Source organism: Psychrobacter cryohalolentis K5 (assembly GCF_000013905.1).
GTDB lineage: Bacteria > Pseudomonadota > Gammaproteobacteria > Pseudomonadales > Moraxellaceae > Psychrobacter > Psychrobacter cryohalolentis.
Genome location: NC_007969.1, coordinates 1,841,644 through 1,864,301 on the forward strand (window position 1 = coordinate 1,841,644; position 22,658 = coordinate 1,864,301).

The window sequence follows — 22,658 nt, forward strand, 5'->3', positions numbered from 1 at the left end:
GCTAGCTATTAATCACTCTTAGGGCTATACTGATTTTAATAAGTATTAAACGGTCACATAAAAGGAAAACATCATGAGTAAAGGTCAAGATAGTAAGAAGAATGTCAAAAAGAAGCCGCTGTTAACGGCAAAAGAGAAAAAAGCGGCTAAGCAATCAAAGAAAGATGATAATGGTAGCATCTTAGGAAAGCATTAATAATAAATGCCTTAACATGCCAATCAAGCTTAATGGTTTGATTGGCATTTTTTTATTTATATGATCAGTGAAAAGCAATATCGATACCTTATTGTACTGCTGGTATGAATTTTTCTTGCTTGCTGTGCCTACGCAGACAGAAGCTACAAAAAATTTATACCAGCAGTACCGTAACGTTTTTAGGGTATTTTGACTGTATATTGAATTTACTAAATCTTGAATTAATAAGCTTTAATTTGCGCACTTTGACTCATAAGCTAGGCACTGCGCGGCGCAAACATAATAATTGCCATGCCCAGTAAAGCAATAGCAGAACCTACAATATCCCAAGTCGTTGGACGTATCCCGTTCACTGTCCACAACCATAAAATCACCATCGAAATATAAACACCGCCATAAGCGGCATAGACCCTACCGGCAGCAGTGGGATGTAATGACAGCAGCCATACAAAAGCTATCAAACTCAGGGCACCAGGTATGAGCAACCAAACTGACTTACCCTCTCGTAGCCACAGATAAGGCAGATAACAACCTGCGATTTCAGCCAATGCAGTAAGAGCAAAAAGCCCCACTGTTTTTAATTCAGACAAAACTTACTCCTCGACCGTAATAAATCCCGTCAAATAATGCACAGCATGACCGGAGATAAGCACTCTATCTCCTGCAACCACACAGTCTAGTACCCCGCCACGTTTTGACGCTTGATAAGCAACCAATGTATTTTTACCCAGTCGCTGTGCCCATAATGGCGCTAGTCCAGTATGAGCCGAACCCGTAACTGGATCTTCATCACCACCATTGGCAGGCCAGAAATAACGTGAAATAAAATCGTAGTCTTTGTAGTCAGCAGATTTAGCCTGACAAGTGACAACCACATCGAGAGGCGCAAGTTGTTTTAGCGCGTCATTATCACGCTCTACATTTAACACGTCAGATTCCGAGTCATAAATCACAAAATATGCCTGTGAGTTTTTATAGACTTCAATAGGGACAATAGACAATCCTGCCAGCAAACTATCAGGGATATCACTGACTTTCTCAGGCTTAGTATTGGGAAAATCCATCTGTATTTTATCATGATCGGTTTGCTTGACCGCTAAAACCCCAACTGCTTCAGCTGAAAACTTAATAGACGTCAAAGTAGGGTTTTTCTTAAACAGTACAAAGGCAGAAGCCAAGGTCGCATGACCACAAAAATCAATCTCCGTAAGCGGTGAAAACCATCGAATATGATAAGTACCTTTATTATCCAAGACTATAAAAGCCGTCTCTGATAAATTATTTTCAAAAGCAATAGATTGCATGAGTTTCTCAGACAACCAACTTTCTGTGATAATCATTGCCGCTGAATTGCCTTTAAACACAGTATTAGTAAAGGCATCGATAACATTGATTTCTAATTGCATATTACGCTCTTATTTTTATGATAGGGATATCGCTGATTTACGGTAAAAAACACACTACTGTTAATAGAAGTAGAATGAAATTTCACAGCCTTTATAAGGCTCTATCTAAAGGATTGTCGCATCGGTTTGAAGAGCTTATATTTGTAGAAAATAACTTGGTATTTATCATCCTCTGTATTTTCCTACAGACTCTCGAGCTTATCTTTTGCACATCAGTATACATCTTTGAAAGATTTGCATTTACTATTTGGCGATTATAGACAGAGTACAATCATAGCTAAGGCAATATCTGAGGCGCGATATAATCGGTCAAATTAATAGTGGCTATTTTCTCAGCCCAATCTGACTCAGTTGGATGCGGTAAACTATCTAAAACCGTCAAAGGCTTCTGATAAATTGTTTTAAAAGCATCCATAAACCCAATTGCGGTATCGCCGCAAGGTACGATGATAATATCAGGTGGCGCTTGCTCAAGCACTTCAGTTAATCGGCTCACAAAGTCTTTAAAAATACCGTTTTTCTTCAAATCCACAGGTACTTTATTCGGATTACTTTGATTTAAATTTTGTTTGATAGCTGCCAATTCATTTACTTTTGCTAAGTCTTCACTATTTAAAGCGCAAGGGTAAAACGCTTTATTCAGTGGCAACGTAGAGCAGTTCAAAATACCCAGTGGCTGATAATTTAGTGCTTTGATATTACAGCCTAATGGCAATTGGGCATCAAAATCCTTTAAATACCCTTGAGTCATCAAAAATTGAGTAAGCTCAAGCGCCGACTCGCCTGCCGCTGGATGCTGATGGATATATTCATTGATATAGGGAGATTCTAGAATAAATAACACTTTTAACTTTGTCATATCCTCAATCAAGTTAAATACTTTATATTTTTCTAAAGACATAGCCATTCTTCTTATGCCATTTATAGCTATCAGTTTTATGATACTCGTTTTTATTATAGAAGCAGATACGTAAAAAAGCACCCTATCGAGTCTGCCTCAATAGGGTGCTTTTTATTTAACGAACAATAAAAACCAACACGATAATTTAGATATCAAACTCAAGCGCTCTATCGCCCTCGCTATCTTTGATGCGCGTAGGCAGACCAATTTTATTTAATAAATTGATAAATGGCTTGGCATCAAGCTCTTCAACGTTGACCATTTTTCCTGCATCCCACTCGCCTGTTGCAACTAGCATCGCCGCGGCGACTGGTGGCACGCCTGCGGTATAAGAGATACCTTGACTACCAACTTCATTATAGGCATCTTTATGGTCTGCGATATTATAGATAAATACCTCACTATCGACACCATTGATCTTGCCTTTGACCTTGTCACCGATACAGGTTTTACCCGTGTAGTTCGGCGCAAGTGAGCTTGGATCTGGTAGGACCGCTTTCACTACTTTTAACGGTATCACTTCTTGTCCTTCAGCAGTCATCACTGGCTGCTCAGACAATAAGCCCAAGTTTTGTAGAACGGTAAAGACATTGATATAATGCTCACCAAAGCCCATCCAAAAACGAATATTGGGCACGTCTAAGTTGGCTGATAAAGAATGCACTTCGTCATGACCACTTAAGTAACTGTTTTGCACACCAACAACAGGCAAGTCATCTGTACGCTTTACTTCAAACATCTTGTTAGACTGCCACTTACTGTCCTGCCAAGAATAAACCGTACCAGTAAATTCACGGAAGTTAATCTCAGGATCAAAGTTGGTGGCGAAGTATTTACCATGACTACCAGCATTAATATCAATAATATCAATATCAGTCACTGAACCTGCATCCATCATGTCATAACCAAGACGTGCATAGGCATTGACCATACCAGGATCAAAACCTGCACCTAAGATCGCAGTGACATTATTATCGGCACAACGCTGTTTGCGTTTCCATTCATAGTTGTCATACCATGGCGGCGTCTCGCAAATCTTGCGAGGATCTTCATGAATAGCGGTATCAATATATGCTACGCCAGTCTCAATACAAGCTTCCAATACGGTCATATTCACAAATGCCGAACCGACATTGATAAGGATTTGAATACCCGTATCTTCAATCAGCTGTATCAGCGCTTGGGTATCCATGGCATCGACTTCATGCGTGTGCAATACCGCTGGCTGCTTAAAGCTGTTCTTTTCTATAACGCTCTGAGCGATGGCATCGCATTTATCTTGGGTACGTGAAGCGATATGAATCTCGCCAAGTACGTCATTATGCATCGCACATTTATGCGCGACTACTTGAGCGACGCCGCCAGCACCGATAATAAGTACATCTTTTTTACTAGGCTTAACTTGTTGGTTTGTGTTCAAAGAACAATCCTCCTTTGTGTCCCTGTCGATACCATTGATATTGGCTATGCAAAACAGAAACGAGTGAATGATATGCGTGAATTAAAAAGGAAGACCGAGGAAAACCCACGCACCCGTTAGACAAATCCTACTGTGTTTGCCAGTAGCAATTATAACAATTTTTACTGACTTTTCGGCAAAAATTACAACATAACTTAAAAACGTCAAAGCGAATAAAAATTTATAGATAGTTGTTTGGCATTACCATTTGGTCATGCCGAATATGCGTCTAATAGCGTTATGACAAGCTTGCCTTATAATCTTGATAATCAAACTCGCGTTGGATATCGATACTGCCATCTAAGCGGCGAATGACAATCGCTGGCATATTCACGCCATTAAACCAGTTTTTCTTCACCATGGTATAGCCTGCTGCGTTGCCAAAAGTAACGGTGTCACCTACTTTTAGCTTATTTGGCAAGGCATATTCACCAAAGATATCGCCTGCCAAACAAGAACGACCATAGATAATCGTATTATCAGCTGATTTAGCGTTCTCGCTTATGGGTGCAATGTTGGTAGGATCGATATCAAGAGAGGCGATATTAATTAAATCACTATTAACAGCCGTTATCGGCGCTGACTCACGATAAATCAGCAAATCAAGCATATGTGCTTCAATGGATGAATCTACTACTGCTAGATTTTTTTCATTGTGCATTGTATCTAAAACGCTTGTGACTAGCGTGCCAGCACCATGAATACTTGCCTCACCCGGCTCAAGGTAGACTTGTACGCCATATTTTTCACTAAAGCCTTTTAACCTGTCAGCCAGTTTTTCTAGTGGATAATTAGGAGCAATAAAATGAATGCCACCGCCCAAACTGACCCATTCAAGCTGCTGCAAAACATCACCAAATCTGGTTTCAATATCAGCTAAGCTTTCACTAAATGCCTCAAAACTGTCATTTTCACAGTTGTTATGAATCATAACACCGCTAATATCACTCAACACGGCTGCAATTTTATCTTTATCATGCTCGCCAAGACGACTAAACGGACGCGCAGGATCGGCAATAATGAATGACGAGTTGCTGGTCTTTGGATTTAAGCGCAGCCCAACCGGTATGTTTTGCGCTGCTGCTTGATCTTTAAACACATTTAACTGGGAGATTGAGTTGAAGATAATCTTATCGGCGTAGCTGAGCACTTCAGGCATCTCATCCGCGCTGTAAGCCACGCTATAGGCGTGAGTTTCTTTTTTATCTTTGCTACTAGCATTGCTATTTTTACCAAAAGTCTCATAACCCAATCTGACTTCATTGAGCGAAGATGACGTCGTACCATGCAGATAGGGCTGCATGATATCAAAAACGCCCCAAGTCGCAAAACATTTGAGCGCAAGCAGTGCTTTTGCTCCCGACAACTCGCACAGGCGCGCGATAATCTGCATATTGGCGACGATTGCGGCTTCATCAAGCAAGTAATATGGCGTTGGTGGTAATGATGACTGAGTGTTTTGTAGCGAATTTTTTGTATTCATAAGGTTTACCTAATAGCTGCTGCTCGTATCATGACAGACATAAATATTTGCGCTATAGTAGACTAAATCTATCATAATTAGAATAGCTTATGTCTCTCTCAACCGATTATTCCACCTCAAAAAGCCATGCCAATTTATCGTCACTTGATCCAAAAAACATAAGTTTAGAGTATCTCGATTCAGAGGCGCGTGCCGTATTGGATTTTTGGTTTGATAAGGACAATGAACAGTATTGGTTTGAACAAAGCCATGAATTTGATCAGAAAATAAAAGAGCGGTTTGGTGAAATTTGGCAAGCAGCAAAGCAAGGGGAATGCGTCACTTGGCGCATTTCAGAAGCAGCAACCGACTGCAACAGCTCCATTACCGCTTTGGCTGGGCGTCTGGCAGAGATCATCGTTTTAGATCAATTTTCACGCAATTTATGCCGCAATAAAGCGGAAGCCTTTGCGCAAGATGGTATGGCGCTGGTGTTGGCTCAAGAAGTCATATTGCAGCCACATTTTTCTACCTTACCAATAACATGGCGCAAATTTGCTATTATGCCGTTTATGCATTCAGAATCTTTAAGGATTCATAGTCGCTATCTGCCATTGTTTGAAAAGCTCGATGATGCCATTACGTTAGATTTTGAGCAGCAGCACAAAGAGATTATCGAGCAGTTTGGGCGTTACCCACATCGCAATAACACGTTAGATCGTGAGTCAACGGATGAAGAAGAAGCCTTTTTGCATCAGTGGAACTCGTCGTTTTGACGTGATAACGCTTTCATAGTGGATTGACCATTATATAAAACAAGGGCTGAATCAGATAACTGATTCAGCCCTTGTTTTATAACTTGTTCTATAATAGGTCTTCTAGATCACGCAATTAATTGTTCACAGCACCAGTTTTAAAGGTAAAGCTCTCACGCTCTATGGCTTTGCTATCAACTAAGATATCAAAGCTGACACGGTAATCACTATTGCCATGTAAACCACAATTTTCGTCTTTTTTACTGGTGCTTGTACAGCTTTTCAAATTGTCCGTAATGGGCAAGATGAACGCTTCGTTCGCTGGTAGCTCATATATGGTATTTTTATGGGGATCTTGGCGATAATCTAATAGCTCAATGGGCACATCCATATTACGCTGTATATCATGGAATTTAACATTGCTGATATCAATCGTTTGAGCAGACGGCATACTGACATAAATAGGCTGTCCGATAGGATCAGTTTGTAAGTCACGACCTGTTCCTTTGACCGGACTTGGCGTTTCGTTATACAACGCAGTGACGGTACCGCTGACCCCTTGGCATGGATAAGTGAATATTCCTGCTACCGTATTATCTTCGGTCGCCTGCGTGGCTGAGGCATGGTTGACTAATACATAACCTTGATTATTAGCCGTATCCTTACCAAAAGTCTTATAGGTGACCATGCCCGTCCCTGTCAAACTTGAACCTGGTAGCATCAAAGAACGCAGATGATAAGGCGCTGCCAATAACGACTTAGCCATTGAGCCTGCCACTATATCAGAGCCTATAATATTGCCTACCGAGCTATAGTAAACCGATTGGGCAATATTCTCAGTCACCCCATATCGGGCGTTGCCATATTTTGCCTTTAATAACCGGTCTGTGAAGCTAACGCCCCTAAAGAACGGGTTATTATCACCTGTGACGTTTGCGATATCCGCAATCTTATTTTCATAATGTGGACTAAAAGTAGTCGGTGTACTGTTAGCAAATACGTGCTTGATATATTTGGCATGTTGAATCGCAATATTATCCAGTGCGGTGTCAGCGGACAAACCTCCAAGACCACAGCTGGTACGCGCTAGACTAAAGGTATTACTTGCGATTAATGCTGCTTGTGCCTCATTGTCGCTTGCTACATTATCAGTTTGGTCATCGGGCTTATCAGTCGAGGTATCATCAGAGCTAGCAGCAAGTGCTGTTGGCTTTGGCGTAACGTCGTTAGCGCTATTGTCTGAGTCTTCGCCACCGCCACAGGCCGTCAAAAAAGCCGTTAATAATATGATTGCAGCGAGGTTTTTTTCTGGCAATTTGAGGGTCATCTCTTATCCTATAAGATAGTGGCGTAGTTATTATGAACAATACTTTGGGTATAACGGATATTATCGAATACTTATTCGGATGTCATTTAATAAAAAGTATAAAACTTTAAATCATGATTACTAAAAAACTAACAAGTATTTCGCTTAGGCTATTTATTTAAATAAATCAGCCAATCTCTACCCACTCTTAACGCTTTAACGCCTTTCTAACGGGTGCAAAGCTGCGTCTATGCGCGGCTAATACGCCATAAGTTTCGATTGCCTCCATATGTGCGCGTGTTGGATAGCCTTTATGCTTGGCAATGCCATATTCAGGATGCTGAGCGTCAAGCGCGTACATGGTTTTGTCACGGCTAACTTTTGCCAAAATACTGGCGGCGGCAATACTGGTATGACGAGCATCACCCTTGATCCATGCTTGACAGTCAACTTTTTCTTCGACACCAAGTTCTACGAGCCTTGCATAATTCAATTCAGGACAGCGATTCCCATCGAATAAAACTTCAGCATGCAGCTGGTGTACGTCTTGTGCCATGTCATTCAAATGATAAGCAATGACCTCTAACATTACCTCAGTACATAAACGCATCCCAAGCATGGTGGCTTGTAAGATATTCACTTGGTCAATCACTGCCGCTGGAATATCAGCAATGACATAACCAATGGCATGTTGCTGAACCAAGGGATACAGCATATCGCGCTTTTTTTCGCTCAACTGCTTGGAGTCCGTCAGTATCGATAAGGGCGTATCTTTGAGAGGCTGCCCTTCAATCAGTCCTGACCAAGCACGTGGTAATATTGCCGACGCAACATTCACACTGCCCAACAATGGTCCACGCCCTGCTTCATCGACACCAATCTGAAGCACTGAACTCGTATCACTCTGTGCAATATTATTCGAATATTGCGCAAGTAATTCGTTGATATTAAGTTGACCAGATAAATAAATGGGAGAAGCCAAATTAATATATTGTCCTTTTATATCAATCTGTTCGATACTGCGTTCAATCTGTAAAAGATTACTCTCTATATGTAGCATGCTATTCATTAATTTTATTGTCTTATTTTATGAAATGAAAAGGTATGTAATGAATTTTCTTACTAGATCTGCGGCGTTTTCGACGGATAATTTTGCAGATACCATTGTTCAATCACGCTATTGGCAGGTTGATGATTGCTTTGCTGTTGCAAAAGATGCTTGGTCTGAATCAGCGCATTCAATTGCTCCGCATAAGCACGTGGCTGCAAAAGGCGCATGACGGTACGGCAGATATTGTCACCACTTGCTTGCTCTTGAATAAGCTCCGGTACGATCGCGGTAGCTGCCAAAATATTTGGCAAACCCACATAGGGCACTTTGACCAGACGTTTAGCAATCTGATAGGTTAGCTGATTCAGCTGATAGACGACGACCATCGGACGCTCAAGTAGCATCGCCTCAAGCGTTGCGGTACCTGAGGCTAACATCACAATATCTGATGCCGCCATCGCCTGCTGACTAAAGGTTGGCTGGCTATCATCATAGACCACCACGATGGCGGCACGCAGCTGCTCTGAGCGCTGATCAATCACGTCTTGGACGATATACTGATGGTTTTGATCGACAGTTGGGATGATAAAGCAAAGCTTTGGGTCCAATAAAAGCAGCTTTTGGATACCGTCTAGCATCAAGGGTAAAATAGCCGTTATTTCACCGCGGCGTGAGCCCGGCATCACACAAATAAGCTGACTGACTTCATCAAAGCGTTCGATAAAAAACTGCTGTAAGCCATCGTTGTGCCAGACCAGCTCACTACGGCGCTGATTGATTGGTATGTCGAGCAGTGACTGGTCAATGGTATGCATCAGTGGATGCCCAACGCATATCGCCGGATGCTTATAACGCTCGTAAACAGGCAGCTCAAACGGAAACAGGCACAATACCAAGTGGGTTGCCGCTTTAATATTATGAATACGTGACTCGCGCCAAGCCCAGATAGAAGGACTAACATACTGCACGCAAAACACGCCTTTAGGCTTTAATTTTTTAGAGACTCGTAGATTAAAATCAGGGGCATCTATGCCAATAAACCAATCAATATCCGCCTTTTTAAAAGCAGCCAGCAACTCACGACGCGCCCTAAGCAAATCAGACAACTGTCCTATGACTTCTACCAGACCCATCACTGCCAAACGAGACAATGGAAAAATACTATTAAGCCCTTGTGCCTGCATTTTGGTACCGCCTACTCCAACCCAAACGATGTCATCACGTAGATTGTTCATCTGCTGCATGAAGTCTGCACCCAGACTGTCTCCTGATACTTCACCAGCGACGATACCGATAACGAGCGGCTCACGCGCTACATTAGCGATCTCGTAAGTATCAAATGGTACAGTTAAATCAGGCTGAAGCGTATGGTTATCGGTCATGACAAGCTCTTAATAATAAAGTGTAACAGTGAAAGTCGTACAAGGGAGAAAACATGGATATTATAAAATATAACATGGGGTATCTATTATAGGATACGCACCATCATAATCAGCGGCGTTTGTGGTGCTAAAATTCAGCTATTTATACTGCCATCATACGTGACGATGATAAAAATAGCGAAGCTGCCCGAAGAAATCCAGTGGCATAAACGTCTCTTTATCCTACCTATAATCATCAAGTATAACCAAGTTTTCGCATCAGCATTCCAGTTATCAGTCAATTAACTGCTCGACTCCCCTTGTCAACTGGTACTTTTGTCCGCATAATGAAAGTCCCTATAAATCAGCTAGACGATATATAATCATGATAACAACCGCTACCCATAATGCAGAAATTGACGACGTGAATATTGAAAAATTTATTCCATTAATCACACCCAATGAGCTAAAAACCGAACTTCCTTTATCAAACGAAGCCTATAAAACCGTTTTAAATGGTCGTCACACTATCCAAAACATCTTGGATGGCAAAGACAAGCGTTTGTTTGTGGTTATTGGTCCATGCTCTATTCATGACATCAAAGCCGCTCATGAATATGCTGATCGCTTAGCCATATTGGCGAAAGAGATTGAAGACAGCGTATTCGTTGTGATGCGTGTCTATTTTGAGAAGCCGCGCACGACCGTTGGCTGGAAAGGCATGATTAATGACCCTGATATGAATGACAGCTTTGATATCGAAAAAGGTCTGCGTACAGCCCGTAAGCTACTGCTTGATCTCAATGAAAAAGGACTACCTTGTGCTACTGAAGCGCTTGACCCGAATACACCGCAGTACATGCAGGACTTGATCAGCTGGTCAGCGATTGGCGCACGTACGACCGAGAGCCAAACGCATCGTGAGATGAGCTCAGGCTTATCATGCCCAGTCGGCTTTAAAAACGGTACTGATGGTGGCATGACTGTTGCGGTCAACGCCATGCAAGCGGTAAAAGCGGGTCATAGCTTCTTGGGTCTGTCCTCAGATGGCAAAGTGTCTATCATCAAATCTAAAGGTAACCCTTATGCTCACGTGGTATTACGCGGTGGCAATGGTAAGCCTAACTACGATGAAACAGCAGTCGCTCAAGTAGAAGACGCGCTTGCCAAAGGTAAAACTAGTAGCAAGATTATGATTGACTCAAGTCATGCCAACTCTGGTAAAGACCCTTATTTGCAACCGATGGTGATCCAAAACGTTGCGGAGCAAATCAGAAATGGTAACAAGTCCATCATTGGTATGATGATTGAGAGTCACTTAAAAGGCGGTCGCCAAGAGCTGACTGCTGATTTGGATGCGCTCGAATACGGCATGTCAATTACAGATGGTTGCCTAGATTGGGACAGCACGGTCACAGCACTACATAACTTACGTGATATGGTCAAAGACATCCTACCTAACCGTTAATAACTGCTTATCCAATAATAGCTGCTTATTAAAAAAGCCCGTTTGACACTATATTGTCAGACGGGCTTTTTTCATGTTTAAGATTATAATTTTAGATTTCTAAGAAAGCTCTATGCAGTCACTGCACCCAGCACACTGCTTAGACTCTCATGCACATGCTTAGAGGATACTTGCTGCTGCACATCGAGCAGCTGCGAATGAGCCATTTGACGGCGTGGCTCAGCTAACGTATTCCAACGTGCCAATACTTGTAGTAGGCGCGAGGCTATCATCGGGTTAGAATCATCTAGCTTCTTAATCACGTCTGTATAGATATCCAAACCTTGTTGCGTCCATAATGCAGTTGGCTGCGAGGTAAAAGCGCTGATGACTGAACGTACGCGATTGGGCGTATTCCAATCGAAATCTTCATGTGCTAATAGTGATTTAATAACATCAGCATTGACGTTGTCAGCAGATGCTTGGACACTAAACCACAAATCAATCACCAAATCATCGGCTTGAAAACGCTGATAAAAATCTGCTAAATACGCATCAGCATTTGCCACTTGATGATTGACCATGGCCTTTAGTGCGCCAAAACGTTCCGTCATACAGCTGGCATTATCATACTGCTGCTGTGCCCACTCTACAGCGCCTTCCACGTTCGCGCTCAATGCCATATCTAGCACCACATTACGTAGTGCCCGTTCACCACGAGCTTCTGCACTGTCTTCATAGGAGTGCAATGGCAGTTGCTTGTAAAGCATTTCCCATTGATCTTTTAACGCCTCTGCTAGCTGCTGATACAAACCTTCACGCTGCGCTTTGACCACTTCTGGATCATAATCTTCAGGAATAGCAGCCGCCAACTCTTGAGCTGATGGAATATCAAGTAAACGCGCTGCTAGCATTGCATCTTCACCTGCGAGCACTGGCAATGTCTGCGCCAATGCCGCTAGATAAACATCAGGATTGCTCTTTGTGCCTTGGGTGGGCAACAAAATACGGTTGACCAGCATCTGCGTCACTTGCCAACGATTGAAGCCATTGGTTTCATGTTTGAGTAAAAATGCCAAATCTTCATCTTGATAATCATAATTCAGCTGTACAGGCGCACTAAAATCACGTAGCAAAGACACCACAGGCTCAGCACTTACGCCTTCAAAAGTAAAGGTTTGTGTAGCTTGGTCTAATAGCAACATACTCTCAGCAATAATTTTGCCGCTTTCTTTATCAAATAATGCCGTTGCAACTGGAATAGGCAAGGGTTTTGGCGCATCAAAGCCGCTCACATGGCGGGTTTGCTGACTCAACGTAATGGTCAATGTTTGCGTGGCGCTATCATAGTCTTGATGACCGGACACCACTGGCGTACCTGGCTGGCGATACCAATCGATAAAGTCTTCTACTTTACCGTTAGTAATACTAAGCGCAGATAAAAAGTCTTCAACCGTGACCGCTTGACCATCATAACGACGGAAATACTCGTCCGTCCCTTTTCGGAAATCATCAGCGCCCAAGGTATTGGCTATCATACGGACAATTTCAGCGCCTTTTTCATAGACGGTGGTGGTATAAAAGTTATTAATCTCAACAAAACTCTCAGGACGTACAGGATGGGCAAGTGGTCCTGCATCCTCTGCAAACTGATGGGCACGCAAAGTCGCGACGTCATCGATACGTTGTACCGCGCTTGATTGCTGATCCGCTGAAAACGATTGATCGCGGTAAACGGTAAAGCCTTCTTTTAAACATAACTGAAACCAATCACGACAAGTAATCCGATTGCCCGTCCAATTATGGAAATACTCATGGGCGATAATAGCTTTTACGCTAAAGCTACGAGTATCAGTCGTGGTTTCAGGGCTTGATAATACACAGGCAGTATTAAAGATATTTAGCCCTTTATTTTCCATCGCACCCATATTAAATTGACTGACTGCAACGATCATATAACGATCTAAGTCATAAGCACGACCGTAATTAACTTCATCCCATTGCATCGAATCTTTGAGCGCCTGCATACCGACAGTACATTTATCGATGTCAGCAGACTTTGCATAGACTTCCAGCAAGACTTCTCGACCTTCACTGGTCGTATAGCTATCCGCTAATACATCTAAGTCAGCGACCACACAAGCAAATAGATAGCTTGGCTTATTGGTCGGATCATGCCAAATAGCATAATGGCGGTTTGGCGCATCGATCATCTCCCCCGCTTCAACCAAATTACCATTGGCTAATAGTGTTGGATAGCGCTTGTCTGCTTCAAGGCGAGTGGTAAATATCGCGAGTACGTCAGGGCGGTCTGGATAAAAGGTAATTTTACGGAAACCTTCCGGCTCGCACTGGGTGACAAACATCGTCTCATCACCACTGCCCGCCATATAAAACCCCTCAAGGGCAGTATTGGTCTGTGGACAGATACGCACTTGTAGCGCCAATGTCACCTCATCAGGAGCATCACTAATCGTAAGCTTACCTGCTGACAGCTCATAACGCTCAGCACTCAATGCCTCACCATTCATAGACAAAGCCAACAGCTCTAAATCTTCACCAAATAAAACGATATCGCCTGCGCTTTGACGTACCATCTTTAGAGTACTATCTACCTGTGCATGGTCTTCAAATAACTTGATATCTAAGCTGACAGTTTCAACATCGAAGCTTGGCTTTTGATAGTCTTTTAAATTGATTTTACTGGGCGCATGGAGAGGTACATCAGGCATTTCAGCATTGATGATTTGTGCATCGTTTTCAGCGGTAGACATATAGATTCCTATTGGTTTTTATGATGGTTATATTTATAACAGCCTTTATAGCAAGACTTAAGCGACACTTTGATACTGTCGCAATACCTATGTAAGATACCTAAATACATTGACTTAAAGCGCCAAATTTCAAGGTGACTACTAAATTAAAATAAGAAAGGTAACGATGGTAAGAATCCCTATATAATGGCGTAAATATTGGCGTAATGCGCATTATATCTATTTGTAAACTCTAGCATTATTTACAGTAATAGTACTTACATAAAGTAACATTTAGTATATTATAGATAGCAATTGCCTAAGTTTTATCGTAAGCAGTTTACAACAACAAATCTAATTCATTAAAATTTTTGGAGCTTATTATGTCAACCAGTTTTTCAAAAATCGCTGCCCTCGCTGTATTATCAAGTGCTGTTGTTCTAGCATCAGGTTGTGCCACTAAGCGTGCCACTTCTGAAGTCGTCGTTGCCCCTCTAGGTATCCCAGGCGGTCAAGTTGGCTACAATGGTGCTGTTATCGTAGACAACTCAAACGCAGTTATTACCGGTGCTGAGAACATCCAAGCCGTTGTATACTTTGCCTTTGACAGCAGTGCGATCACTTCACAATCTGCAGGTGTCTTAAACCAACACGCGGGTCTGTTAAAATCTAACCCAAATGCAGGCGTAGTTATCGCGGGTCACACCGATGAGCGCGGTAGCCGTGAATATAACATCGCATTGGGTGAGCGCCGCGCCCAAGCAGCACGTGATTATCTTGCAGCACAAGGCGTTGCAGCAAATAATATCCGTGTCATCAGCTATGGCGAAGAGCGTCCTGCTGCTGCCGGTACGAACGAAGATGCCTATGCCCAAAACCGCCGTGCTGAATTGTCTTACTAAGCATATAGCATAAGACATTATAAGCATTCAAAAGCCCAACAAGCCTATTGTTGGGCTTTTTGTTAGGCTAAGATAAATCGCGATATAAACCATAAGTTTCTACAATATACAGACTATGCAAAACTTAATGCTACACGATATTCTCTATACTCAGCTCGACCCCATGACAATGACGTGGTGTGCGACTGCTAAAGTGCGTGCTTCACATTGCGATATTAAAAAAACCACTACTTGCTTAGCTGCCCCTCAAATTGCTTATAACCAACGCCAGCAGCAACGTGCAGGCGTAAGGCTATTATTGCAGGCATTGCTCAAAAGACTGGATATCGTCGATCGTTTAGATGAATCAAATTTTCCTTATCGACTCACTCATAGCCAATATTATGTGTGTTTTAGCCATACCAATTGCAATAATAAAAATGCTACTCGAATGCTAAATGATATAGAAAAATCAGACATACCATACGTCAAGGTCGCTGTCGTTATCAGTCGCCATCGTGCCTCGGGTATTGATATCGAAGTCAATGCCGTGAAATGGCAGGTAGCAAAGCGGTTCTATCATCCAAAAGAGCTGGCTATCTTGCAAGCATTGCCAATGATACAGCGTAACTCTGCCATAAGATGGCTGTGGCAAATAAAAGAGAGCTTTATTAAAATACATCAATATACGCTTGCCCAAGGTTTAGGCATGGATTATTCCGCCATCATTTACGATTTACTCAATCAGCCTATAGAAACCCTACCCTTGCTTACTCTGACTGACGATAAGACTAATTATCAAATTTCTGTTATTTCCTCACAGCAAACTGTTATTGTTTATTGATAAATATCAAATACCTGATAATAAATGACATTTATTACTTTATTTTAGACATAAAAAAAACGACCCTCAAAAGGATCGTTTTTTTGTACTTATTCTTCTGTTAACAACAGTATTTAAACGGTTGTTAAATTAGAAGCGGTAAGTTGCACCAACTTTAACAATTGGCATCCACTCTAACCAGTCTTTATCTTCTAGCTCTTTTTCAGCATCAGCAGCAGCGACAGCGCCTAGAACTGGATTGGTACCATTAACGGCATTAACAGTAGCATCGGTCTTACCCATATATGCTGCACCTAACTCGCCGAACAAACCGAAGTTATTAGTGATATTAGGACGGAAGCCGATAGTAGCATAAGGTGCTAGTTTGTTACGATGCTCTAGATTACCTTTCAGAGTACCGACTTGAGTTGCATCGTAATCAACATTGTTGATTCTATAGCTATTATTATTAGCGTTAGCAGTCACGTCAATATCGTTGTCAGGAACGATGATACCAGCACCCATAGTGAACCAGTTTGCCATAGGACGTACTTGTACGCCTAGGTACGGGTTGCTAAAATCAGTATCTACATCGTAGTTTACGTCGTTAGCATCAAAGTCGCCGCCGAATAAATCAGCAGCATCGCCGCCTGCCCAACCAGCTTGAATTTCAGTTTTGTCGTTTAAGCCCCAAGCGATGTTAGCACCATAGCCTAAAGTACCAACTTCAGCACTGATCGCTGCTGGATGAGTAACAGTTTGGAAGAAAGTCTTAGTACCGCCAACAACTGCACCAGTGGTGTTACGTAACACACCAGCATCTGCATTATAGGCATAACCAGCGTCTGCTTGATAAGCAACTGCTACTGGCTCAGCTTCGTATACAACAGCGTCATTGCCATCAATAACGATAACTGGATCAGCTGCAAGAGCAGCAGTTGAGGCTAAAACGGCAGCAGTGATTGCTGTTAATTGAATAAGTTTCATAATTACTCTCCTAAAGTATGAAATAACGCGCCCATAAAAAAATGAAAATCTAACTTTTTTAAACAATCATTTTGATGCGAGGATTAAAACAATTTTGGCTCAAAAAGTCACCCCTAAAGATGCACTTTTTATTTACCATTATGTAAAGATTGCATAGATATTGTAATAATTACTACACCAGCCCGCAATACTTCGCCCTTTTGTTACACAATGGTATTAAAGCCACCGCGCAGCCTACACATGATTATTGGAATGCTTAACGCTCATGTAAAGGTATTACAAAATATGTCTGCATGATGAAGCATCTTGAGAAATAACGCAATAACAGTTATAGAGTTAATTACTACAGATTGTTGTACTTTGTGACTGAACGTATCTAATCTTGCTAAGAAAACCGAAAAATTCTCAGATAATTTTGTTATAAATTCACGCAATGTAAATACGTTACTATATAATGAGAGGCAGGCTTATCTAAGGGTTATATTTTGCTAAATTAGAGTCAGTAAGCCAATTACTGTATTCCTTTGCGCTTATTCATTTTTAGCCTTATCGCCTTGACTGTTCTGCTCTATTTTTAGAGGCGATTATATCCGTTATAATATAGCTACTTGCTTTGTTTTTTTATTATTACTGAGTCATTTATATGCCTAAAGTATCATCGATTACCCGTGTGCTAGAGATTATTGAGGCGGTATCTTATGCCTCAAAGCCGATTTCGCCACTAGAGCTATCGCAGGAGCTTGATATTCCGAAGCCAACCATTCATCGATTGATTCAAAATCTGGTTGATGAAGGATTTGTGACAATTGATATTGGCGGCGGTATTATACCGGGTAAACGCGTACGCAATTTGGGTGTTGAGCTTTGGCAGCAGCGACTGTTCTTTAATGAACGTCAAATGATTTTGCAAAAACTGGTCGATGAGCTAAAAGAAACCTGCGGTATCGGTGTTCCTTATCACATGAATATGATCTATACCAACCGCGCACAAACGACCTTGCCGATACAGATTTATTTACCAGTGGGCGCAAAGTCGCCAATGTGGTGTACAGCGACTGGGAAGCTGTATTTAAGTCAGTTGCCGAGTGCAAGCCGCGAAAAAATACTACAAAATTTGTCACTAGATAAGTTCACTAAAAATACCATCACTGATATCGAAAAATTAAACGCTGAGCTTGATCGTATCGCTGAAACAGGCATAGGTATCGATAACGAAGAGTTTATCTCTGAGATGGTGGCAATCGCCGTACCGATAAGGGATAGGAAATCACGCTACCTTGCTTCGTTATATCTGCATGCACCGACCATACGGGTGTCCTTAGATGACCTCTTAACCTATGTGCCACGACTACAAAAAGCGGCGCAAGATATTCAGTCTCTGGTCTACGAGCTGCCAAGTTAAATGCCTTGATATAAACTAGAAATAAGTCAAAAAAAGGTCTGCACTATTACTATAATGCCGACCTTTTTTATTTGTGTGCTTAATAATTTAAGACAATACAGAGCTGTCGTGACGCGCCATAATACTAGAAAAATCTCTATCACCATTCTCGATGGTATGCGCAGCATATAGCTCAGTTGCTTTAGCGCCCATTGGTGTCTCTACATGCGTGTCTTGAGCGGTTTGCATGGCAAGGTTAAGATCCTTTTGCATCAGCTTACTCATAAAGCCGCCTTGATAGCCATTGCTCGATGGGACATTTTCCATCACTTGCGGGTACGGGTTGTAGACCTCTAGCGTCCAGTTACGACCGGAGCTTTGTAGCATGATATCGGATAGTACCTTTGGATCGAGACCATTTTTGACACCTAGATTAATCGCCTCTGCCGTTCCTGCCATCAGAATTCCAAGCAGCATGTTATTACAGATTTTAGCTACTTGTCCTGCACCATGCTCGCCTGCGTGGAAGATATTTTTTCCCATTACAGCCAGTATCGGTTCAGCTTTGGCAAAGGCTGCATCGTCTCCACCAACGATAAAGGTCAATGTGCCAGCGATAGCGCCACCTGTACCGCCAGAGACTGGCGCATCTAAAAAATCAATACCAAGCTTACTTGCAACTTCTGCTACTTTCCTAGCATCAGCTGCTGCTATGGTACTGCTATCGATAACCAAAGTACCTTTTGGTAAGTCTACAAGTAGACCGTCAGAGCTACCTTCTCCTAGATAGACAGAATGCACGTGCTTGCCAGCAGGTAACATACTGATAATCACTTGGGCATTTTGAGCAGCATCTTTCGGACTCTCTGCTATATTGGCACCCGCTTGTTGCAAGCGCGCGGTCGCCTCTACAGATAAATCATAAACCGATAGCGTATAACCTGCCTTTAACAAGTTTGCTGCCATTGGACCGCCCATGTTACCTAGTCCAATAAAGGCGATATTTGGCTTTGCTGTATTACCATCATTATCAGTCGTAGTTGTACTACTTGAACCTGTATCCTTTGTAGCCATCTCATCGCTCCTTGATGATTGATTATGCAATTAGTTTTAATTTTTCAAATTTCACTTAATCTAGTCACTTAATCCAGTTAAGTTAGCTTAAATCAGATGCTAAATATCTGGTTAGCGAACCGCTTCATTACCCAATGCAGCAGCGCTAAGCCAATCGCCTAACGGATGCTCATCTTTAGCATAAGGATTGATAAAGTGCTGCTGTATGTACGCCTGCCCTTCGCTACTCAAGCAGTCTGCTAGTGAGCGTGACCACTGTGGATTACGATCTTTATCAATCAGTAGCGCACGTACGCCTTCTTTAAAGTCAGGATTGGCGGCACAATGTACAGCGACATTGGCTTCTAAATACAGAACTTGCTCTAGCGATAAATCCGTCACCTTATGATATAGCGCATAGGTCAATGCCGCAGTCACTGGACAGCCATGTCGATAGGTTGCAATGGCTCGTTGTGCCCAACTGTCGGTAGCAAAATCTGTATCAAGTTGTGTGAGCGCCTCATCATTTTGTAATAGCGCATCGATATCACCCAAACCGCCTCTGTTCATTAGTTGCTGAATAGCACACCAATGCTGTGCAAGCTTACTAGCAGGCAATTCAGCAACAGGCTGCGCCCCCAATGCCCGACTCACGATACTATGGGCGCTGTTGTTACTTTCTTTATTGTGCTTATTCTCTTTATTATTATCAGCTGCCGTTTGCCAGTCGCTCTGTGTTAAGCGCTGCATGATGGCATCATAATCCTGACTTCCAACCCCATATTCTGCTAAGTTGGTCAATAATGCATCGCTACCATTACACATCGCACCCGTCAATCCCAAGAACAAACCAGTTTTAGCCGGCATGCGCTGCAAAAACCAACTGCCAGAAGCATCAGGGAATAAGCCTATGGTAATCTCAGGCATGGCAAAACGGGTACGCTCAGTGACCAGACGATGACTACAGCCTGCCATCAAACCCATACCGCCGCCCATAATGATGCCATCGCCCCACAAGATTAATGGTTTGGGATAAAAGTGCATTTGTCGATAAAGACTATATTCATGACCAAAAAAATCCGTCGCATAAGGATTTGGCATAGGCGCTGTTGCTGACATACTGTCATATAACCTACGAATATCACCGCCTGCACAAAACGCTTTGTCGCCTGCGCCTTTTAATAGCAATGCCACTACTTGCTCATCACCTTGCCACTGCTCTAGTTGTTGCGATAACAACTGACACATCTCAACGCTTAAGGCATTAAGAGATTTGGGCATATTTAACGTCATTATCCCAATAAGGTGACCACAATCTGTCGGTTCGGTGCTGAATAATACCGGCGCCTCTAGTGTGCCTTCTATAGCTGCTGTCATAAATGTGACCTACAAATATTAAAAGAAAAATAGTATCATTAAGTTTGATTCTATGGCGTTTATTTATTTTGCCAAACAGGCTTACGCTTCTCTAAAAATGCTTGCACACCTTCGCGCTGATCTTCAGTATCGAACAATTTAACAAAGGCTTCACGCTCATGGATAAGGTTTTGCGCAGGTGGTGTGTGTCTTGCTGCTTGAATAAGTTTTTTGGAATAACTGACTGCAACTGGTGATTGTTTAGCAGCTTTTTGCGCCAATGCTTGTGCTGTTTGTAATCCTTCACCTTTCGCAGCAACTTCTTCGACTAAGCCAATGCGTAGCGCAGTCTCGGCATCGACGCGCTCACCGCATAATATCATACGCTTTGCCCACCCTTCGCCTACCAAAGCCGTTAGATTTTGTGTACCACCGGCACACGGCAACAAGCCAACGCCTGTCTCAGGTAGCGCCATTTGAGCATGATCTTCTGCGATACGGATATCACAAGCAAGCGCACACTCAAGACCGCCGCCCATCGCATAGCCATTGATCACTGCAATGCTAACGCCGCGATAGGCTGACAGTGCTTCAAATGCTTCACCAAACGCTATCGCCATACTGATTGCGCGACCTTTATCACCATCTGCAAAATTATTTAGATCGGCGCCCGCTGAAAAGAATTTATCACCATCACCATGAACGATTAGTGCATATACCTCATCATTGGCATTGAGATCAGTGACCAGTTGCTTAAGCGCCTTAAGACTGTCCATCGTCCATGTATGAGCAGGTGGGTTGTTTAGGGTTAATGTCGCAGTATGACCATCAATCGATAGTTTTAAGTTGGTATAATCCGTCATGATCAAACATCCTTATCATAAAATCATTTTATTCATATAAATAGGTTAGCGCAGTTGGCTCAATGCATCGTCTTGTAATAGCTGACGCGAGACAATCACGCGCATAATCTCATTGGTGCCTTCCAAAATCTGATGCACACGCAAATCTCGCACATGACGCTCAAGCGGATACTCATTGAGATAGCCGTAACCACCGTGTAGTTGCAGAGCTTCGTTAGCGACATCAAAACAAAGATCGGTCGATAAACGCTTTGCCATCGCACAATAAGTAGAGGCTTGCGCATCGTTATTGTCGACTTTGCTCGCCGCTAAATACAGCATTTGCCGTGCCGTGATGGTTTGAGTCAACATATCAGCAAGCTTAAACTGTACCGACTGTAAGCTGGCAATCGGGCTGCCAAACTGACTGCGCTCTTGCACGTAATTGGTCGCTGTCTCAAGCGCTGCTTGCGCTGTTCCTACTGCACAGATACCAATATTAATTCGACCGCCATCTAACCCTTTCATAGCGATACGAAAGCCTTGACCTTCTTCGCCGATGAGGTTCTCTACTGGCACTTTGACATCTTTAAAGCTTATCGTCCGTGTTGGCTGTGCTTTCCAGCCCATTTTATGCTCGTTTTTGCCGTATTCAATACCAGCACTATCGGCATCAACCACGAATGCTGAAATCCCCTTTGGTCCTGCAGCGCCCGTACGCGCCATAACGACCAACACATCGGTTGAGCCGGCCCCTGAAATAAAGGTTTTTTCACCGTTCAGCACATAATACTCGCCTTGCTTATCGGCTTTGGTACGTAATGATGCGGCATCAGAACCGGCATTAGGTTCTGTTAAGCAGTAGCTGCCAAGCCATTCACCACTGACCATATTTGGCAAATATTTTTTGCACAATGTATCACTGCCAAACTCACCAATCATCCAGCCTGCCATATTATGAATACTCATATAAGCAGCCACCGCGGTATCACCCCATGCTAGCTCTTCAAAAACCATGGCAGAATCTAAACGCGGCAAGCCCAAGCCATCATACTCAGGGTTGGTATATAACCCTAAAAAGCCAAGCTCGCCTGATTTTTTAATCACATCAATTGGGAAGTGCGAAGTGCGATCCCATTCAGCAGCGTTGGGCTTAAGCTCTTTTTGGGCAAACTGTCTAGCAGTTTGGCGAAAGGCAATTTGGTCATCGGTTAATGAAAAATCCATGGGGTCATCCT

The 22,658-nt window shown here is 42.6% G+C and carries 20 protein-coding genes; 6 read left to right on the forward strand and 14 right to left on the reverse strand.

The window, feature by feature from the left end; genetic code table 11:
* The first annotated feature begins 73 nt into the window (after positions 1 to 73).
* Positions 74 to 196, forward strand: coding sequence for a hypothetical protein (locus tag PCRYO_RS13415; RefSeq protein WP_020443648.1), 123 nt, complete (start codon positions 74 to 76; stop codon positions 194 to 196).
* A 257-nt stretch (positions 197 to 453) separates the two neighbouring features.
* Here the strand turns inward: PCRYO_RS13415 and PCRYO_RS13175 are convergent, their stop codons facing one another.
* The 5 genes from PCRYO_RS13175 to PCRYO_RS07660 all read right to left on the reverse strand — a co-directional run bounded on the left by PCRYO_RS13175 (position 454) and on the right by PCRYO_RS07660 (position 5,445).
* Complete coding sequence (locus tag PCRYO_RS13175) at positions 454 to 786, reverse strand: YnfA family protein (RefSeq protein ID WP_011513829.1); 333 nt, start codon at positions 784 to 786, stop codon at positions 454 to 456.
* Positions 787 to 789: 3 nt separating this feature from the next.
* Positions 790 to 1,602, reverse strand: a complete 813-nt coding sequence (locus PCRYO_RS07645; protein ID WP_011513830.1) for a PhzF family phenazine biosynthesis protein — start codon at positions 1,600 to 1,602, stop codon at positions 790 to 792.
* Positions 1,603 to 1,879: 277 nt separating this feature from the next.
* Positions 1,880 to 2,503 (reverse strand): hypothetical protein, encoded by a 624-nt coding sequence (locus tag PCRYO_RS07650; RefSeq protein ID WP_105575699.1) that lies wholly within the window; start codon positions 2,501 to 2,503, stop codon positions 1,880 to 1,882.
* A 145-nt stretch (positions 2,504 to 2,648) separates the two neighbouring features.
* A complete protein-coding gene (locus PCRYO_RS07655) occupies positions 2,649 to 3,923 on the reverse strand; it encodes a saccharopine dehydrogenase family protein (protein ID WP_011513832.1) in 1,275 nt (424 codons plus the stop codon).
* Positions 3,924 to 4,200: 277 nt separating this feature from the next.
* Positions 4,201 to 5,445, reverse strand: a complete 1,245-nt coding sequence (locus PCRYO_RS07660; protein ID WP_011513833.1) for a carboxynorspermidine decarboxylase — start codon at positions 5,443 to 5,445, stop codon at positions 4,201 to 4,203.
* A gap of 89 nt (positions 5,446 to 5,534) precedes the next feature.
* Between PCRYO_RS07660 and PCRYO_RS07665 the strand changes: the two genes are divergently transcribed.
* Positions 5,535 to 6,200 (forward strand): DUF924 family protein, encoded by a 666-nt coding sequence (locus PCRYO_RS07665; protein ID WP_011513834.1) that lies wholly within the window; start codon positions 5,535 to 5,537, stop codon positions 6,198 to 6,200.
* A gap of 115 nt (positions 6,201 to 6,315) precedes the next feature.
* Here the strand turns inward: PCRYO_RS07665 and PCRYO_RS07670 are convergent, their stop codons facing one another.
* The 3 genes from PCRYO_RS07670 to lpxB all read right to left on the reverse strand — a co-directional run bounded on the left by PCRYO_RS07670 (position 6,316) and on the right by lpxB (position 9,918).
* Complete coding sequence (locus tag PCRYO_RS07670) at positions 6,316 to 7,506, reverse strand: CAP domain-containing protein (protein ID WP_011513835.1); 1,191 nt, start codon at positions 7,504 to 7,506, stop codon at positions 6,316 to 6,318.
* A gap of 187 nt (positions 7,507 to 7,693) precedes the next feature.
* Positions 7,694 to 8,545 carry a ribonuclease HII gene (locus tag PCRYO_RS07675; protein WP_227500786.1) on the reverse strand — a complete coding sequence of 284 codons (852 nt, stop codon included), beginning with the start codon at positions 8,543 to 8,545 and terminating at the stop codon, positions 7,694 to 7,696.
* Between the two features lie 62 nt (positions 8,546 to 8,607).
* The gene (gene lpxB, locus PCRYO_RS07680) at positions 8,608 to 9,918 is read right to left on the reverse strand and encodes a lipid-A-disaccharide synthase (RefSeq protein ID WP_011513837.1); all 1,311 of its coding nucleotides are present in this window, start codon (positions 9,916 to 9,918) and stop codon (positions 8,608 to 8,610) included.
* A gap of 364 nt (positions 9,919 to 10,282) precedes the next feature.
* On the opposite strand from lpxB, the gene PCRYO_RS07685 reads away from it, so the two are divergent.
* Positions 10,283 to 11,365, forward strand: coding sequence for a 3-deoxy-7-phosphoheptulonate synthase (locus tag PCRYO_RS07685; RefSeq protein WP_011513838.1), 1,083 nt, complete (start codon positions 10,283 to 10,285; stop codon positions 11,363 to 11,365).
* Between the two features lie 110 nt (positions 11,366 to 11,475).
* Here the strand turns inward: PCRYO_RS07685 and pepN are convergent, their stop codons facing one another.
* Positions 11,476 to 14,076 (reverse strand): aminopeptidase N, encoded by a 2,601-nt coding sequence (gene pepN / locus PCRYO_RS07690; RefSeq protein ID WP_041753531.1) that lies wholly within the window; start codon positions 14,074 to 14,076, stop codon positions 11,476 to 11,478.
* Positions 14,077 to 14,480: 404 nt separating this feature from the next.
* Between pepN and pal the strand changes: the two genes are divergently transcribed.
* Together pal and PCRYO_RS07700 are read left to right on the forward strand one after the other, a co-directional pair.
* The gene (pal, locus tag PCRYO_RS07695) at positions 14,481 to 14,999 is read left to right on the forward strand and encodes a peptidoglycan-associated lipoprotein Pal (RefSeq protein ID WP_011513840.1); all 519 of its coding nucleotides are present in this window, start codon (positions 14,481 to 14,483) and stop codon (positions 14,997 to 14,999) included.
* 127 nt (positions 15,000 to 15,126) lie between these two features.
* The gene (locus tag PCRYO_RS07700) at positions 15,127 to 15,822 is read left to right on the forward strand and encodes a 4'-phosphopantetheinyl transferase family protein (RefSeq protein WP_105575666.1); all 696 of its coding nucleotides are present in this window, start codon (positions 15,127 to 15,129) and stop codon (positions 15,820 to 15,822) included.
* A gap of 129 nt (positions 15,823 to 15,951) precedes the next feature.
* Here the strand turns inward: PCRYO_RS07700 and PCRYO_RS07705 are convergent, their stop codons facing one another.
* The gene (locus tag PCRYO_RS07705; protein WP_011513842.1) at positions 15,952 to 16,788 is read right to left on the reverse strand and encodes a hypothetical protein; all 837 of its coding nucleotides are present in this window, start codon (positions 16,786 to 16,788) and stop codon (positions 15,952 to 15,954) included.
* Between the two features lie 643 nt (positions 16,789 to 17,431).
* Between PCRYO_RS07705 and PCRYO_RS07710 the strand changes: the two genes are divergently transcribed.
* Positions 17,432 to 18,190 carry an IclR family transcriptional regulator gene (locus PCRYO_RS07710; protein ID WP_011513843.1) on the forward strand — a complete coding sequence of 253 codons (759 nt, stop codon included), beginning with the start codon at positions 17,432 to 17,434 and terminating at the stop codon, positions 18,188 to 18,190.
* Positions 18,191 to 18,277: 87 nt separating this feature from the next.
* Here PCRYO_RS07710 and mmsB read toward each other — a convergent pair whose 3' ends face one another.
* The 4 genes from mmsB to PCRYO_RS07730 form a co-directional block, all read right to left on the reverse strand.
* Entirely contained in the window at positions 18,278 to 19,243 is a 966-nt protein-coding gene (mmsB, locus tag PCRYO_RS07715; protein WP_011513844.1) for a 3-hydroxyisobutyrate dehydrogenase, read from the reverse strand.
* A 111-nt stretch (positions 19,244 to 19,354) separates the two neighbouring features.
* Positions 19,355 to 20,599, reverse strand: coding sequence for an enoyl-CoA hydratase/isomerase family protein (locus tag PCRYO_RS07720; protein WP_011513845.1), 1,245 nt, complete (start codon positions 20,597 to 20,599; stop codon positions 19,355 to 19,357).
* Positions 20,600 to 20,658: 59 nt separating this feature from the next.
* Positions 20,659 to 21,441 (reverse strand): enoyl-CoA hydratase, encoded by a 783-nt coding sequence (locus PCRYO_RS07725; RefSeq protein ID WP_011513846.1) that lies wholly within the window; start codon positions 21,439 to 21,441, stop codon positions 20,659 to 20,661.
* 45 nt (positions 21,442 to 21,486) lie between these two features.
* Positions 21,487 to 22,647, reverse strand: a complete 1,161-nt coding sequence (locus PCRYO_RS07730; protein ID WP_011513847.1) for an acyl-CoA dehydrogenase family protein — start codon at positions 22,645 to 22,647, stop codon at positions 21,487 to 21,489.
* Between the last annotated feature and the right edge of the window lie 11 nt (positions 22,648 to 22,658).